Here is a 14,793-nt window from a genome sequence, read left to right as displayed (position 1 = left end):
CCCCGCGAGATAGGGCGCCCGGCGGCGCGCGGCGCCCGCGAACCGGGCGGCCAGCAGGCAGGCGACGGCCGCCGCGGCGAGGACCGTCATCGGCTGCCCACCCCGGCCCGGGCGGCCCCCCGCAGCGAGCGGTAGAGCGCCTCGGTGTCGGCCACCAGCCGGTCCACCCCGAACGCCCGGGTGGTCCACCGCCGGGCGGCCTCGCCCATCCGCCGGGCGAGGCCGGGGTCGAGCAGCACCTGGACGGTGTGCCCGGCCAGTTCATCGACGTCGGGACCGGCGAGCAGCCCGGTGCGCCGGTCCTGGACGATCTCCGCGACGCTCCCGACCCGGGTGGCGACGACCGGCACCCCGGCCATGCCGGCCTCCACCAGCGACACGGCGGTCCCCTCGTTGTCGCTGGTCAGCAGCACCACATCGGCCGCCGCGTACACGGTCTCGACGTCCCTGCGCCACCCGAGGAGGCGGAAGGAGTCCCACATCGGCATTACGGCGCGCTCCACGTCCTCCTTCAGCGCGCCGCTGCCGCACACGACGAACCGGCAGCCGGGGACGCGCTCCAGCACCTCGGCGGCCACCTCGGCGAACCGGTCCGGCCGCTTCATCTTCTTCAGCCGCCCGACGTACGCGACGACGGGCGCGTCCAGCGGAAGGCCGAGCGCCTCCCGCGCGGCCGCGCGGGTGGGAAGGGGGCCGAGCCGCACGCCCGGCGGGATCACGACGTACTGCTCGGGACGGCCGATGCCGGCCGCGAGCAGGTCGTCGCGGACCTGCGCCCCGACGGTGACGAGCCGGTCGGTCATGGGCGCGAGAAGCCGCTCGGCGCGGACGTAGACCCGCCGCCGCAGCCCCGGGACATGCGCGTGCAACTGGTGGCCGTGGAACGCGTGGATGCGGGCCGCGCCGACGCCGGACGCGCGCGCCGCGACACGGCCGAGGGCCCCGGCCTTGGTGGTCCAGGTGTGGATGATGTGGGGCCGGAACGCCCGCATGGCCCTGACCAGGCGCAGGAGGGCGCGGTAGTCGTCGATCGGCCGGATCGACCGGCCGAGGCCCGGTATGTGGTGGACCGGGATGGCCGTGTCGCGCAGCCGCAGATGGTCGCCCTCGCCGCCGTCCACGTGCCCGGTGTACAGGCGGTGGTCGAACTCGTCCGGGTTGAGTCGCTCACAGAGCCCGGCGACCTGGGTGGCGGAGCCTCCGACGTTCATCCGGGCGATTATCTCCATGACACGAATCCGGTCGTCCGGTTTCATGCCGGCTCTTCCCTGATCATGTGGCAGAAGCTAGCCCGCCGTACGACCCGCGACCGGGCGGCCGGACCCCGTCGGGGAAGATTTTCCCTATCCGTGCCCAAGTCTTACACCCGGCGAGTCGGGCAATGAGGGCCGTGCCGCCGCCGCGTCCCTACAGTCGTCCCCATGTCGGAGAAGCTGGTGGTCGTCGGCCAGGGCGCGGCCGGGCTGCCCCTGGCGATGCGGGCCGTCGAGGCCGGGTTCCGGGTCGTGGGCGTCGACACGGACGAGTGGCTCGTCAAACGGCTGAACGCCGGAGAGCCCTGCGACGGCGCCGACGAGTCGGCCCTGGCCGCCGCCCACGCCTCGGGCCGCTACACCGCCACCGCCGGCTACGCCGACGCCGCGGACTTCGACGTGTGCGCGGTGACCGTCCCGGTGCGGATGCGCGGCGGCGCGCCCGACCTGGGCGCGCTGACCGACGTGGGGGAGCGGATCGCGCCGCTGCTGCGCCCCGGCGCCACCGTCGTCCTGGAGTCCACCGCGTACCCCGGCACCACCGAGGAGTGGCTGGGGCCGCTGCTGGAGGACGGGTCGGGCCTGGCGCCGGGGGAGGACTTCCACCTCGGCTACAGCCCCGCGCGCCGTGAGCCGGGCAACCCGCGCTGGCGCCTGGCCAACATCCCCCGGCTCGTCTCCGGGGTCGGCCCGGCCGCGCTGGAGCGGGTGACCGCCTTCTACGGACGGCTGGTGCGGGAGGTCGTCCCGGTCTCCTCGCCCCGGACGGCCGAGCTCGCCGCCCTCCTGGAGACGGCGTTCACCCACGTCAACACGGCTCTCGCCAACGAGGTGTCGCTGTTCGCGGCCCAGCTCGGGGTCGACGCCTGGGAGGCGGTGGAGGCGGCCGCGACCCGTCCGTTCGGCTACCTGCGGTTCACGCCCTCGCCCGGACTCGACGCCCCCTGCCTGCCGCTGGACGCCTCCCTGCTGCCCTGGCGGGTGCGCCGCGGCGGCGACCGGACCTTCCGCCTGGTGGAGCTGGCCAACGACGTCAACGAGCACATGGCCGACGAGGTCGTGGCCCGGCTCGGCCGGGCGCTCAACCGCCGCTGCCGCTCGATCCGGGGCAGCAGGATCCTCCTGCTCGGGCTGACGCCGATCGAGGTGCCGAAGGCGCTGTGCCGCCTCGGCGCCCGGGTGCGGGCGGCCGACCCCCGCGCCTCCGACCTGCTGCTGCCGGCGGGGATCGAGCTGGTCGAGCCCGCCAACGCCGAGCTCGCCCGGGCGGACGCCGTCGTCGTCCTCAGCGGGGACGACTGCTTCGACTACGACCGGGTCCAGCGGGCGAGCCGCTTCGTCTTCGACACCCGCGACCGCTGCCGCGGCGCCAACGTGGAGAGGCTGTGAGGGCGGCCGCCGCGGTCACGACCGTCAGCGGCGGCCGATCCGGCGGGACACCGCGCCGGCGATCCGGCGGGGGACGTACCTGCCGACGCCGGTGATCAGCTTGTAGCGCGCCGACGGCACGCTCACCCACCGGCCGAGGGCGAGGTCGCGCACCGCCTCGTCCACCACCTGGTCGGCCCGCAGCCACAGGAAGCGCGGGATGCCCGACACGTCCATGCCGGCCCGCTCGTGGAACTCGGTCCGGACGAACCCCGGGCACAGCGCCATCACCCGTACGCCGGTGCCGGTGAGCTCCGCCGCGGCGGACTCGCTGAAGTTCACCGCCCAGGCCTTCGAGGCGCTGTAGGTGCCGCGGGTGAAGAACGCGGCGACCGAGGCGACGTTCACGACGTAGCCGCGCCCCTTCGCGATCATGGACGGCAGCGCGGCCCGGGTCAGGCGCAGCACGGCCTCGCAGTGCAGCCGCAGCATCCGCAGCTCGTCGGCCACGGGGACGTCGAGGAAGCCGGCGCGGTGACCGAAGCCCGCGTTGTTCACCAGCAGATCCACGCCGGAGCGCAGCCGCTCCTCGACGGCCGCCAGGCCCTCGTCCAGCGTGAGGTCGGCCGGCAGGGTCTCGACCTCGACGCCGTAGCGCTTGTGCAGCGCCTCCGCGGAGGAGGCGAGCCGCTCCCGGTCGCGGGCGACGAGGACGAGCGAGACGCCGTCGGCGGCCAGGCGCCGGGCGAAGGCGGCGCCGATCCCGGCCGTGGCGCCGGTGACGAGTGCGGTGGGCATGCCGGGAGCGTACCGATCCGCGCCGCCGCGACGGTGCGCGACCCGCGGTCGGGCGGGGCGCGCTGCTAGGTGCGGGCGGTGCGCGCGATCAGCTCCTCGACCTGGGCGTTGAGCCTGGCGGCCCGGGGCCAGCCGGTGTAGAGCGTGAGGAAGACCACGGCCTCCCGCAGCTCGTCCGGGGTGAGCTCCCCGTTGCGCAGCGCGGTGTCGAGGTGCAGTTCGATCACGTCGTCGAGGCCCTCGCCGACCAGCAGGCCGAGCAGCAGCAGCCGCCGTTCCCGCATCGACAGCACGGTTCGTGACCAGACCTCGGAGAACATGCGCTCCATCGTCATTCCGAAGAAGCCGTCCGGTCGCTCGCCGGTGCCGTCTCCCCCGAAGACCTGCTTCATGCTCTCCTGCCCTCCGCGTCGGTCGATCGCGATGTTCCTGACGAGTTGCATCAAGATGTCGTGTTCCACGCAGCAACTCGTTACAGACGCGACAGCCGGCCCGAGGGGCGACGACCCCGGAACGGGCCCTCGATTCTCTTCATACGTGCTGGATGCGGCGCGAACGCTTTTCCCCGCCGCAGGGATGGGTATCGGCATCGGTGACGAGGTCACCACCTCGCGGGGGCGCGTACTTTGTAGGGACGGAACGGCGGACAGGGAGGCCACCTCTGGTACTTCTGGCGGCGCGCCCGCGCCGCAGCCGCCGGGGCGTGCGGACGTCCGGGCCGCGCGGCGCGCCGGACGCGGGTCGCTGTGCTCCGGGCGGGACCCGGTTTATGATCAACCTGTCATTTCTTGAGAAGTCAAGCATTCCGGTGCCAAACTTGACGGCGATTCCGTGATCGTGTAACAAAACGAGCCAGTATTCGGGCAAGATTTGGTCAAGTTTTCCAAGATGGCGTCGGGTTGCCGTGAGATGGATACTTGGAAAACGGGCACTACTACCTCGTAGACCCGCAAAGCGGAGGTTGCGCCCTAGTGGAAAGACCGCGGGTAAGGTCCGGGGTGGTGGGAGCCGCCATGGGTACGGTCGTGGCCGCCCTTGTGCTCTCCGGCTGCGCCGGCCCTCAATACACATACGTGCGTGACGACGACGGGGAGACCTACTTCAAGGTGCCCGCGGCGTGGCGCGAGATCGACCGCAAGACGCTCGACTCGAAGCTCTTCGGCGATCCGGACTCCGCGACGGCGCAGGCGCAGAAACAGTCGAACTGGATCGTCGCCTTCGACGCGCACGCGCAGCCGTCGGTCGACCACCTCCTGAGCGGGCCGTCGGGCACCGAGGACCAGCCGTTCGTGTTCGCCAAGGTGCACAAGCTGAGCGAGAGCGAGCAGAACCAGGTCTCGCTGAACGTGCTGCGCAACTCGATCGGGCTTCCGGTGGCGATGTCGGACACCGACCGCCAGCAGCTGGAGGAGAACCCGGAGAACCCGTTCAAGAACTTCGAACTGCTCGCCGACCAGGTTCTCCCGGCACAGGAGGGGGTTCGCGGCGTCCGGAGCGTCTTCAACTTCCAGCTCCTCGACGGCCCGGTGCAGACGTTCGACGAGACCGCCTACCTGTCCGCGGACGGCACCCAGATCTCCACACTGCTGATCCGCTGCTCGGCGACGTGTTACCGCCAGCGAGCCACCGAAATAGACAACATCGCGCAGTCCTTCAAGGTCAAGCGCCTTCTTAACCAATGAAGGAGCCCCTTATATGAGCACGGCCCTCCCACCGCAGTACCACCCTGAGGGGCTTCGTGAGCCGGGGTCCGGACCTGAGGACCGCGATTCCTTCACCAGAAAGCGACTGGCGCTGTGGGACAGGACCAAGTTCCTGATCCTGCTCGCCGTCGCTTTCGGCGTGCTGGTGTGGAACACCACGGCCACCTATCAGGGGATCATCCCGCTGTCGGACGCCTTCCTGCTGACCGTGCGGGACTCGTCCTGGATCCTCTGGCTAGCCGGCCTCGAGGTCGTCCGCCAGATCCACTTCCTGATCAGCGAGCGCTCCGCGGGCTACCACCGCTTCTGGACCCACGGGGTCTTCGGCGGCTGGAACCGCTGGACGCACCGCCGCTTCAACGACTGGAACCGGTACCGCATCGCGCGGGCCATCAAGTGGGCCGTCGCGATCGTCGTCATCGCGCTCGTCCTCGGCAAGGTGCAGAGCGTCTCGCCTCTCGAGGCGCTGTTCAACGTGCCGGCCACGGTCTGGGGCTTCCTCCCGACCCTCCTGCAGGTCGTGCTGCTCATGCTGCTGGCCGTGGGCCAGTTCGTCGCGATCTTCTGGTTCCTCTCGCGGGGCGGCGTCGACGTCTACTTCCCCGACGACATCAAGACCCGCTTCTCCGACGTGTGGGGCCAGGACCACGTGGTCGAGCGGGTCAAGGAGAACATCGTCTTCCTGGAGAAGCCCGACGAGATCGAGGCCAAGGGCGGCTACGTGCCGAGCGGCATCCTGCTGTGGGGCCCGCCCGGTACCGGCAAGACCCTGATGGCCGAGGCCGTCGCCGGGTCCACCGGCAAGCCGTACGTGTTCGTCGACCCGGGCGCGTTCATCAACATGTTCTTCGGCGTCGGCGTGCTCAAGGTCAAGTCGCTGTTCCGCAAGCTGCGCAAGCTGGCCCTGCGGTACGGCGGCGTGATCGTGTTCTTCGACGAGGCCGACTCGCTCGGCAACCGCGGCGCCCTCGCGCAGGGCGGTCCCGGCGGCTGGGGGCGCTCCGTCCCCGCGCCGTTCGAGGACGCGGGCTGCAACGGCTTCGCCTACCTCGACCCGCACACCCGGCGGGTCCTCGGGCAGCGGGCCACGGCGGCCGCAGCCCCGGCGTCGCCCGGGGTCTCCCGCACCGGCGCGTTCGTCAACCGGCTCGTGTACGGCGGCGGGATGGGCGGCGGCGGTGGCGGCATGGGCACGCTGGAGGCCCTGCTCACCGAGATCTCCGGTCTGAAGAAGCCCCGCGGGTTCGTCAACCGGTACGTGCGGCGACTGCTCGGCATGCGGCCCAAGCCGCCGCCGAAGTACCGCATCCTGATCATGATGGCCACCAACCTGCCGGAGGCCCTCGACGAGGCGCTGCTGCGCCCCGGCCGCATCGACCGCATCTACAAGGTCGGCTACCCGTCGAAGGCGGGCCGGATCCGGACGTACAAGGGGTACTTCGACAAGGTCCGGCACGATCTCACCGACGAGCAGATCGACAAGCTCGCCACCATCACGCCGTACGCCACCGGTGCGACGATCAAGGACCTCGTCAACGAGTCGCTGATCACCGCGATCCGCGACGGCCGGGACGTCATCACCTGGTCGGACGTCATGCGGGCGAAGCGGCTCAAGCAGCTCGGGCCGCCGGAGGACGTCGAGTACATCGAGCGCGAGCGGCACGCGGTGGCCGTGCACGAGGCATGCCACGCGGTGGTCGCCTACCGGACGCGGCAGCACCTGGAGATCGACCTCGCGACGATCGAGAAGGGCGCCGACTACCTCGGCATGGTCGCCAGCATCAAGCCGGAGGACCAGTTCACCCGGTGGAAGTCGGAGTACGAGTCGGACATCATGGTGTCCCTCGCCTCACTCGCCGGCGAGCGGATGTTCTTCGGTGAGGACAACTCCTCGGGCGTCTCCGGCGACCTGCAGTCCGCCACCATGATCACCGGCCTGATGGAGGCCGTCTGGGGCATGGGCATCGGCGTGGCGTCGCTGCCCGCGCTGCAGGAGCTCGGGCTGCGTGAGGGCAAGGCGTCCCAGCCGCAGCCGGGCGGCGGCGGGACCGGCTTCACCGGCAGCCCCGCGGCCCGCCGCGACGAGATGGTGCCGGACATGCTCCCCGAGCGCATCGAGTTCAACCTCGCCCAGCTGCTGGAGAAGACGGCCGAGCTGATCAGGGAGAACCGGCGGTCCGTTCTGACGGTCGCGCACGCCCTCGAACAGCACAAGACGCTGAACGGCGACGACGTGGTGGCCGTGATCGAGGGCCGCGTCGGCCCGCTCATCGACGGCACGGTCTACAACTCCGACGATTTCTACGAGGAGATCGAGGCCTACCACAACGCCGCGGTCGAGGCGCACCGCAGCCACAGCACGGTCCCGATCGAGCTGCCGCTGCCCGCGCAGCGCGCCGTCGAGGCGGCGGTCGTGGTGGCGCCGGTCGGCGGCCCGCCCGTCTTCGCCCCGGCCCAGCCGAACGGCTCGTACAACGGCGGCGGCCACGTCATCCAGCCGATGCAGCCGGTCCAGCCGGACTTCATCCCCTGGAGCGGCGCGGGAGCCCCGCCGCCTCCGCCGCCGCTGCTCGGGCCGCCTCCCGCGCGCCCGCGCCGCAGGTCGCGCGGCGTTCTGTGGACCGTGATCGGGGTCGTCGTGGCGGTCGTGGCACTGGTGCTGGTCGGGCTGGCGATCCTGGGCGGCGCCGACGGCTCGTCCGCCGCGGGCGCGGCACAGGGCGTGCCCACCGGCCCGGCGGTCCTCCTGACGCTCGCGCTGGTCGCGGTCGTCGGCGGCATCGTGGTTGCCGTGCTGCTGGTCCGGGCCCACCAGTCCGGGCGCCGGCAGGCCGAGGAGGCCAGGGACCGGGCGGCGGAGCGGGCACAGCTGCTGGCGGCGGCGATGGACCCGGAGGTCGCGATGCGGCTGCTCGGGTACGACGGCCGGCGAGGGCCCGACCCCTCCTGACCCAGGTAGTAGCGGACGGGGCGGCGCGGCGGATCAGGCCGCGCCGCCCCGTCCGCCGTTGATCGCCGTCTTCGCGGGCCGGCCCCGTCGCGGTGGGTCGTCAGAGCCGGAAGCCGAGGTCGGGGGTGATGTCGGCCACGTCCATCTGGGCCTTCTGCAACCGCCCGGAGTAGTCCCAGTTCATGGCCTGCCAACGGGTGAACTGGTCGAGCACCCACATCCCGCTCTGCCGGCTCCCGTTGCCCGACTTGCCGTTCCCGCCGAACGGCAGATGGGCCTCGGCGCCGGACGTCGAGTTGTTCACGCTGACCATGCCGGCCGACACGCCCTCCCGGAACCGGAACACGGCCTTGGGGTCGGAGGTGTAGATCGACGACGACAGGCCGTACCCGGGACGGTTGGCCAGTTCGATCGCCTCGTCGAGCTCGCGGAACGTCGTCACGCCCACGATCGGGCCGAACGTCTCCTCCAGGAACAGCCGGTCGTCCGGGCGCAGGCCGTCGACGATCACCGGGTGGTAGTAGAGGCCGTCGCCGTCCATCCGGCCCGTGGGCCCCGGCAGGACGGTGTGGTGCGGCTGGATCCAGCCCAGGTACTCCTCGTAGCGCTCGGCGAACTTGTGGTCGAGCAGCGGGCCGTAGAGCACGTCGCCGTTGGGGTCGCCGATCTTCGCGTCGCGGACGGCCTCGGCGAACCGGGTGAGGAACGCGTCGTGGACGTCCTCGTGGACGACGACGGTGCCGAGCGACGTGCACCGCTGGCCGGCCGTGCCGAACCCGGCGAACAGGGCGCCCTCGACCGCGAGGTCGAGATCGGCGTCGGGCATGACGACCATGGGGTTCTTGCCGCCGAGCTCCAGGCAGGGCGACTGCAGGTGCCGCCCGCACAGCTCGCCGACGGCCCGGCCGACCGCGCTGGAGCCGGTGAAGCCCACCTTCTGCACAGTGCCCTCGCCGAGCGCGCGGTCCAGCCCCTCGTACGTGGCGGGGCCGTCGGCGAACACGATGTTCAGCACGCCGTCGGGCAGCCCGGCCGCCGCGAACAGCCGGTAGAGGGCGTGGGCGGAGGCCGCGGCGTACTCGGCGGGCTTCCACACCACGGCGTTCCCGCATAGCAGGGCCGGCACCAGGTACCACGAGGGGACCGCGACCGGGAAGTTGCCGGCCGTCACGATCGCCGCGACGCCCACCGGCACCCGGAACGTGAACAGGCTCTTGTCCGGCATCTCCGACGGCACCGTCTGCCCGTACAGGCGGCGGCCCTCGCCGAGGAAGACGTCGCAGGTGTCGACGATCTCCCGCACCTCGCCCAGCGCCTCGGCGTACGGCTTGCCGATCTCCTCGGTGACCAGCCGGGCCAGCGCCTCCGTGTTGGCCTCGACGAGCCGCCCGATGGACGCGACCACCCGGCCGCGCACCGGCGCCGGCACGCGCGCCCACTCCCGCTGCGCCGCGGCGGCGGTCCGGCACGCGGACGCGAAGGTCTCGGCGTCGGCGAGCAGGACGGTCGCGACGGTCTCCGCGGGCCGTGCCGGGTTGATCGACGGGTAGGGCGCGCCGGAGGCGGCGTCCGCGCCCCCGACGACGGAAACGATCTGCCGAGTCACCGTTGACCTCCGCAATGTTTTCTGTCTGGCGTCTCGATTACACAGCATTTTCCCCCGCGGCGCCCGGCGGCGTGAGCGCCGGTCATCGCGGCGGGCGGCGGCGGGACCCCGCGTGGGCCTGGCCGTCCGGGGGCGTGGCGGTGAGGCCCTCCTGGTGGGCGACGGCCGCCGCCTGGCCCCGGCTGGTGACGCCGAGCTTGGCCAGGATGTTCGAGACGTGCACGCTGACCGTCTTCTGCGAGATGAACAGCCGTTCGCCGATCTCCCGGTTGGGCAGGCCGGCCGCGACGTGCGCCAGCACCTCCCGTTCCCGGCCCGTCAGGGCGGCCAGCGGCCCGGGGGACGCGTCGTCGCCCGGCTCCGTGAAGCGGGCCCGGCGCCCCAGTTCGGTGAGGGCCCCGCGCAGCGGCTCGGCGCCCAGCGTGTCGGCCACCGCGAGGGCCCGCCGCCACTCGCCGTGCGCCTCGTCGCGGTCGCCGGCCTCCAGCAGGGCCTGCGCCAGCCGCCACCGCGACCGGGCCTCCTCGTAGACGAAGCCGGACCCGAAGGCCTCGACGCACCTGCGCCAGACGTCCGGCACGGCAGTGCCGGCGGCGCGGTGCCATTCGGCCTCGGCCCGGGCCAGCCATGCCCTGCCCTCCGGGCCCAGCTCCGCACGGGGGCCGCTGAGGCCGTTCGCCGCCGCCCAGCGGGCCCGTCGCAGCAGGTCGTCGGCGCGTTCGCCGGACCGTCCCGCGTCGGCCAGCGCCCACAGCCCGGTCGCCGCGATCCGGATCACCCCCGGGTCGAACGGCTCCAGCACCGAGATGATCGCGTCGACGTGCTCCAGCGCGGTGTCCGGGTCGCCCCGCCACAGGGCCAGCTCGGCCGCCATCGCACGGGCCATGTAGGTGACCAGGTCGTCTGACCAGAACCGGGAGATCCAGCGCAGCCTCTCGTCGGCGCCGGGGCGGCCTCGCCCGACCTCGACGAACAGGGCGAAGGACGACAAGGTGGCCTCGGCACGGGTGCCGACGCGCACCCCGAAACCGGCGGCCAGCCGCTCGGCCGCGTCCCAGTCGCCGTCGGCGTAGTGAATGAGGTACTGCAGGAACCGCATGTCGGTCCCGTAGGTGCTCCACGTGAGCCCGGTCTCGCGTGCGAGCTCGACCCCCGCCTCCACGATCTCCGCCGCGGCCCGCAGCTCTCCCCGCTCGTACTGCACGCGGGCGTGGTTGAAGCGGGCACGCAGGTCGATCGACAGGTCTCCGGACAGGCGGACCGTCGCGCGGGCCAGCAGCTCCTCGGCGCGGGCGGCGCTGCCGGTCTCCTCCTCGATCAGCCCGAGCGACACCAGCGCGCTCGTCTCGGCGTCGGGGGCGCCCGTCGCCCTGGCGACTTCCAGCGCACGGGCGGCGGTGGCCCGGGCCTCGCCGACCTCGTACAGGTAGTACAGCGTGCGGGCATAGGTCGCGAGAGCCCGGGCGAGCAGGGGGCTCTCCGACGCGAGCCCGACCGCGTCCCGCGCGGCCCGGGTCATCTCCTCTCGGTCGCCGTCGGCGTCCGCCAGGTAGTAGGCCAGCCGTTCGTTGGTGCGGGCGAGCAGGGCCGGGTCGTCGAGGTGCTCGCGCAGGCGGCGGAGCTGGGCGACGGCCCGATGGTAGTCGCCGCTGTCGGCCGCGGCGGCGGCGCTGGCCAGGGCGATCCGCGGCCTGGTGTCGCGGGCGAGGGACTCGGCGTCCGGGACCTTGTCCCACAGCTCCAGGGCGCGTTCGAAGTGCCGATGGGCCTCCGCCGGCGCGCCGAGCTCCACGGCCAGCCGGCCCGCCTCCACCGACGCCCGCAGCGCGGCGGGCAGGTCGTGGCTCGCGAGGTAGTGGTGGGCCAGCTCGGCCGGCGAGCCGCCCTCGGCCGCGAGCAGCTCGGCGAACGCGGTGTGCAGGCGGGTGCGCTCTCCGGGCAGCAGGTCGTCGTAGACAGCCTCCTGCAGCAGCGCGTGGCGGAAGGCGTAGCCGTCGCGGCCCGTCGTGAGCAGGCGGCGCGAGACGATCTCGCGCAGCGCCTCCTCCAGAGGGAGGTCGGCCAGACCGCTTGCGGCGCGCAGCAGGTCGTGGTCGACCCGGCGGCCCGCTACGGCGGCCACCCTGAGCACCTGGCGGGCCGTGTCGGAGAGCGTCTCGACCCGGGCGAGCAGCAGGTCGGCGAGCGTGCCGGGCAGTCGCGTGTGGTCCTCGGCGGCGGCCAGGAGCTCCTCGGCGAAGAACGGGTTGCCGCCCGCCCGCTCGACCAGCCCGCCGACCGCGATCCCGTCGGTCTCCTCGGTCGCGAAGGTGTCGCTGAGGACGGACAGGTACTCCGTCATCTCGTCGTCGCCCAGTGGCCGCAGCTCGATGCCGGTGACCAGCGGCAGCCGCTGCAGCTCCGCCAGGACCTGGCGTAACGGGTGGCGCCGGTGGAGGTCGTCGGTGCGGTAGGTGCCGACCAGGCAGACCCGCTCCCGCTGCAGCATGCGCGTGAGGAAGACGAGCAGGTCGCGGGTGGAGCGGTCGGCCCAGTGCAGGTCCTCGAACACGAACAGCACCGGACGGTCGGCGGCGACCTCGGCGAGCATGTCGAGCACCGTGCCGAACAGCCGCTGCTGCGCGAGGGCGCCCGCCGTCGCGTCTGCGTGCCCGGGGTCGCCCCCGGGCAGCAGGCGCTGGAGCACAGGCCGCGCCTCGACCGCCCGGCCGACCGGATTGCCCGGATCGGCCGCCGCGCCGCGCAGGGCGTCCGCGAGCGGCAGGTACGGCAAAGCGTCGCCCAGCTCCGCGCACTGGCCGATCAGCGTGACGATCCCCCGCCTCTGGGCGAGGTCGCACAGCTCGCCCACGAGGCGGGTCTTGCCGATCCCCGCGTCGCCGCCGACCAGCGCCACACCGGCGAGGCCGCCGGCCGCGGCGTCGAGCACGCCCAGCAACTGGTCGAGCTCACCAGACCGCCCGATCAGCACCTTCTGCGCGCTTCGCGCCATCACGCTGGTGAGTATGTCACGCGGCACCGATACGGCCTCCCGGCTTTCCCGCGCCCCCGAGACCCTCCGTCACTGGCCCGTCTTCCCGTCGACGCGCTCGCGGAGGAGGTCGGCGTGGCCGTTGTGCCGGGCGTACTCGGCGATCATGGCGACGAGGATGCGCCGCAGGGAGATAGGCCGTCCGGTCGCCCGCTGGATCCCCGTGGCGTCGAGGGACGGCGTCGCGGCGACGATCTCCCGTGACCTTTCGCACTCGGCCCGCCACACGGCGAAGGCCTCGTCGACGTCGCCCCCGAGGTCGTCGAAGTCCTGGTCGGGATCGTCGTCGGAGTAATAGAGGAGGGGCAGGTCCTCTCCCGCGAACTGGATGCGGAACCACCACCGCTCCACACCCGCCAGATGGCGGACCAAACCGTGCAGGCTCAGGCCCGACGGGGGCACGCTCTTGTCGGACAGCCGCTCCGGCTGGACTCCCGCGCACTTGCCGGCGAACGTCTCTCTGTGCCAGTCGAGGAAGGCGGTGAGGATCTCACGCTCGTCGCCGACGAGCGGAAGCTCCAGCCGGGAGCCGCCCTGCCATTGCGGGGAGTAGTTGTCGGAGGGGATCTCAGTCATGGGACAAGCATGTCAGCAGGCACCGACAATACCGCTCGTCATGGCGCCGACCTGGGGGAAACGGTTTTGTCGGAGCGCCTGGCTAGTGTGCGGAGCGTGATCGAACGGTGGAGCCGGGACCAGGTCCTCGCGCTGGCGCCCGACGCGGCGTCGCAGCAGGCGGCCGCCGGTGTGAGCGCGCCCGGGAAGTGGTCGGGCGCGGGCGCCCTTCCGGGCGTCGTCTGGGGGGAGTGCAAGGGCAGCGGGGCCACGCCGTACCGGGCCTGCGTCGACCTGGGCGAGCCCGCCTACCGGTGCAGCTGCCCCAGCCGCAAGTTCCCGTGCAAGCACGCGCTCGGGCTGCTGCTCCTGTGGTCGGCGGACGGCGTCCCCCCGGCGGACGAGCCCGCCGCGTGGGTCGCCGAGTGGCTGGACCAGCGCCGCGCCCGGGCGGAGAAGAAGCCCGCGCCCCCGGACCCCGGGGCATCCACGGACGCCGCGGAGACGGCGGAGGCCGTCGGGCCGTCCACGCCGGGTGCGCGCGAGGCCCGGGGCGGCGGCGCGGCGAGACGGGGCGCGGCCGAGCAGCGTGAGAGCAGGGTCGCGGCCGGGCTGTCGGAGCTGGAGCGGTGGCTGCGCGACCAGATCGCCCAGGGCGTCGCGCAGACCCTTCAGACGGGGCTCGCGGAGTGGGACGGCCTGGCCCGGCGGCTCGTCGACGCACAGGCGCCCGGCGCGGCCGGCGTCGTCGCCCGCCTGTCACGGGTGCTCGCGCGGGAGGAGTGGCCGGGGCTGCTCCTGCAGGAGTACGCGCTGCTCCACCTGCTCGCCGTGGCGCACCGCCGCGCGGAGGCGCTGCCCGGTGGGCTGCGGGACACGGTGCGCTCCCGCGTCGGGTTCCCGGTGTCCCGGGAGAGCGTGCTGGCGTCGCCGCCCGTCCGCGACCACTGGGACGTCGTCGGAAGCCGTGACGAGGAGCAGGACCGCCTCGTCGCCCGCAGGGTCTGGCTCGCCGGGCGGGCGACCGGCCGGATGGCGCTGGTCCTGTCGTTCGCGCCGGTCGGGCAGGCGCTCGACGCCTCGCTCGTCCCCGGCACGACGATCGACGCCGACCTCACGTTCTACCCCGGGTCGTCCCCGCTGCGGGCCCTCGTGGCGGAGCGGTACGGGCGGGTGGCGGCCGGGCCGCCGCCAGGGACCAAGGTCGCCGGGATACCGGCGCTGATCGCCGAAGTGCTCGCGGGCGACCCGTGGGCCGACTCCTGGCCGGTGGTGCTGGCCGACGTCGTCCCGTCCGCCGAGGGCTTCGTGGGCGACGAGGGCGACCTGCTGCCGCTGCACCCCTCTGCCGGGGCCCCCTGGCGGCTGATGGCCGTCTCCGGCGGCCACCCGCTGACGGTGGCGGCCGAATGGACGCCGCGAGGGCTGCGGCCGCTCGCGACATGGGACGACGAGGGCCAGGTGGTGCGGTTATGACGACCTCACAGCAGGGATCGGCGCCCCCGGCCGCCGCCGGCGCGCTCGGGGCG

The 14,793-nt window shown here is 73.1% G+C and carries 10 protein-coding genes; 4 read left to right on the top strand and 6 right to left on the bottom strand.

The features are described from left to right. Positions 1 to 86: 86 nt before the first annotated feature. Complete coding sequence (locus MPTA5024_RS28095) at positions 87 to 1,211, bottom strand: glycosyltransferase (protein WP_232326674.1); 1,125 nt, start codon at positions 1,209 to 1,211, stop codon at positions 87 to 89. A 210-nt stretch (positions 1,212 to 1,421) separates the two neighbouring features. On the opposite strand from MPTA5024_RS28095, the gene MPTA5024_RS28090 reads away from it, so the two are divergent. Continuing rightward, entirely contained in the window at positions 1,422 to 2,642 is a 1,221-nt protein-coding gene (locus tag MPTA5024_RS28090) for a nucleotide sugar dehydrogenase (RefSeq protein WP_036330074.1), read from the top strand. A 24-nt stretch (positions 2,643 to 2,666) separates the two neighbouring features. Here MPTA5024_RS28090 and MPTA5024_RS28085 read toward each other — a convergent pair whose 3' ends face one another. Next, the gene (locus MPTA5024_RS28085; protein ID WP_036330071.1) at positions 2,667 to 3,419 is read right to left on the bottom strand and encodes an SDR family NAD(P)-dependent oxidoreductase; all 753 of its coding nucleotides are present in this window, start codon (positions 3,417 to 3,419) and stop codon (positions 2,667 to 2,669) included. 65 nt (positions 3,420 to 3,484) lie between these two features. Then, positions 3,485 to 3,880 carry a carboxymuconolactone decarboxylase family protein gene (locus MPTA5024_RS28080; protein WP_232326673.1) on the bottom strand — a complete coding sequence of 132 codons (396 nt, stop codon included), beginning with the start codon at positions 3,878 to 3,880 and terminating at the stop codon, positions 3,485 to 3,487. Positions 3,881 to 4,432: 552 nt separating this feature from the next. Here MPTA5024_RS28080 and MPTA5024_RS28075 point away from each other — a divergent pair. Next, a complete protein-coding gene (locus MPTA5024_RS28075; protein ID WP_051458772.1) occupies positions 4,433 to 5,101 on the top strand; it encodes a hypothetical protein in 669 nt (222 codons plus the stop codon). Between the two features lie 13 nt (positions 5,102 to 5,114). Beyond that, the gene (locus tag MPTA5024_RS28070; RefSeq protein WP_036330068.1) at positions 5,115 to 8,072 is read left to right on the top strand and encodes an AAA family ATPase; all 2,958 of its coding nucleotides are present in this window, start codon (positions 5,115 to 5,117) and stop codon (positions 8,070 to 8,072) included. Positions 8,073 to 8,172: 100 nt separating this feature from the next. Here MPTA5024_RS28070 and MPTA5024_RS28065 read toward each other — a convergent pair whose 3' ends face one another. The 3 genes from MPTA5024_RS28065 to MPTA5024_RS28055 all read right to left on the bottom strand — a co-directional run bounded on the left by MPTA5024_RS28065 (position 8,173) and on the right by MPTA5024_RS28055 (position 13,285). Beyond that, positions 8,173 to 9,678, bottom strand: a complete 1,506-nt coding sequence (locus MPTA5024_RS28065; protein ID WP_036330067.1) for an aldehyde dehydrogenase family protein — start codon at positions 9,676 to 9,678, stop codon at positions 8,173 to 8,175. A gap of 82 nt (positions 9,679 to 9,760) precedes the next feature. Then, the gene (locus MPTA5024_RS28060; protein ID WP_051458771.1) at positions 9,761 to 12,670 is read right to left on the bottom strand and encodes a helix-turn-helix transcriptional regulator; all 2,910 of its coding nucleotides are present in this window, start codon (positions 12,668 to 12,670) and stop codon (positions 9,761 to 9,763) included. A 69-nt stretch (positions 12,671 to 12,739) separates the two neighbouring features. After that, complete coding sequence (locus tag MPTA5024_RS28055) at positions 12,740 to 13,285, bottom strand: DinB family protein (RefSeq protein ID WP_036330064.1); 546 nt, start codon at positions 13,283 to 13,285, stop codon at positions 12,740 to 12,742. 96 nt (positions 13,286 to 13,381) lie between these two features. Here MPTA5024_RS28055 and MPTA5024_RS28050 point away from each other — a divergent pair, with 96 nt between their 5' ends. Then, positions 13,382 to 14,740 (top strand): SWIM zinc finger family protein, encoded by a 1,359-nt coding sequence (locus MPTA5024_RS28050; RefSeq protein ID WP_051458870.1) that lies wholly within the window; start codon positions 13,382 to 13,384, stop codon positions 14,738 to 14,740. The last annotated feature ends 53 nt before the right edge of the window (positions 14,741 to 14,793 follow it).

It is taken from the genome of Microbispora sp. ATCC PTA-5024 (assembly GCF_000511135.2).
GTDB lineage: Bacteria > Actinomycetota > Actinomycetes > Streptosporangiales > Streptosporangiaceae > Microbispora > Microbispora corallina.
The sequence above is the reverse complement of the archived record's forward strand: the minus strand, read 5'-3'. Positions and strand labels throughout refer to the sequence as shown.

Excerpts from the sequence above, each read along its gene's own strand:
- MPTA5024_RS28090 (WP_036330074.1), top strand. The coding sequence starts at position 1,422 with ATGTCGGAGAAGCTGGTGGTCGTCGGCCAGGGCGCGGCCGGGCTGCCC.
- MPTA5024_RS28070 (WP_036330068.1), top strand. The coding sequence starts at position 5,115 with ATGAGCACGGCCCTCCCACCGCAGTACCACCCTGAGGGGCTTCGTGAG.
- MPTA5024_RS28085 (WP_036330071.1), bottom strand. The coding sequence starts at position 3,419 with ATGCCCACCGCACTCGTCACCGGCGCCACGGCCGGGATCGGCGCCGCC.
- MPTA5024_RS28060 (WP_051458771.1), bottom strand. The coding sequence starts at position 12,670 with ATGGCGCGAAGCGCGCAGAAGGTGCTGATCGGGCGGTCTGGTGAGCTC.
- MPTA5024_RS28055 (WP_036330064.1), bottom strand. The coding sequence starts at position 13,285 with ATGACTGAGATCCCCTCCGACAACTACTCCCCGCAATGGCAGGGCGGC.
- MPTA5024_RS28095 (WP_232326674.1), bottom strand. The coding sequence starts at position 1,211 with ATGAACGTCGGAGGCTCCGCCACCCAGGTCGCCGGGCTCTGTGAGCGA.
- MPTA5024_RS28075 (WP_051458772.1), top strand. The coding sequence starts at position 4,433 with ATGGGTACGGTCGTGGCCGCCCTTGTGCTCTCCGGCTGCGCCGGCCCT.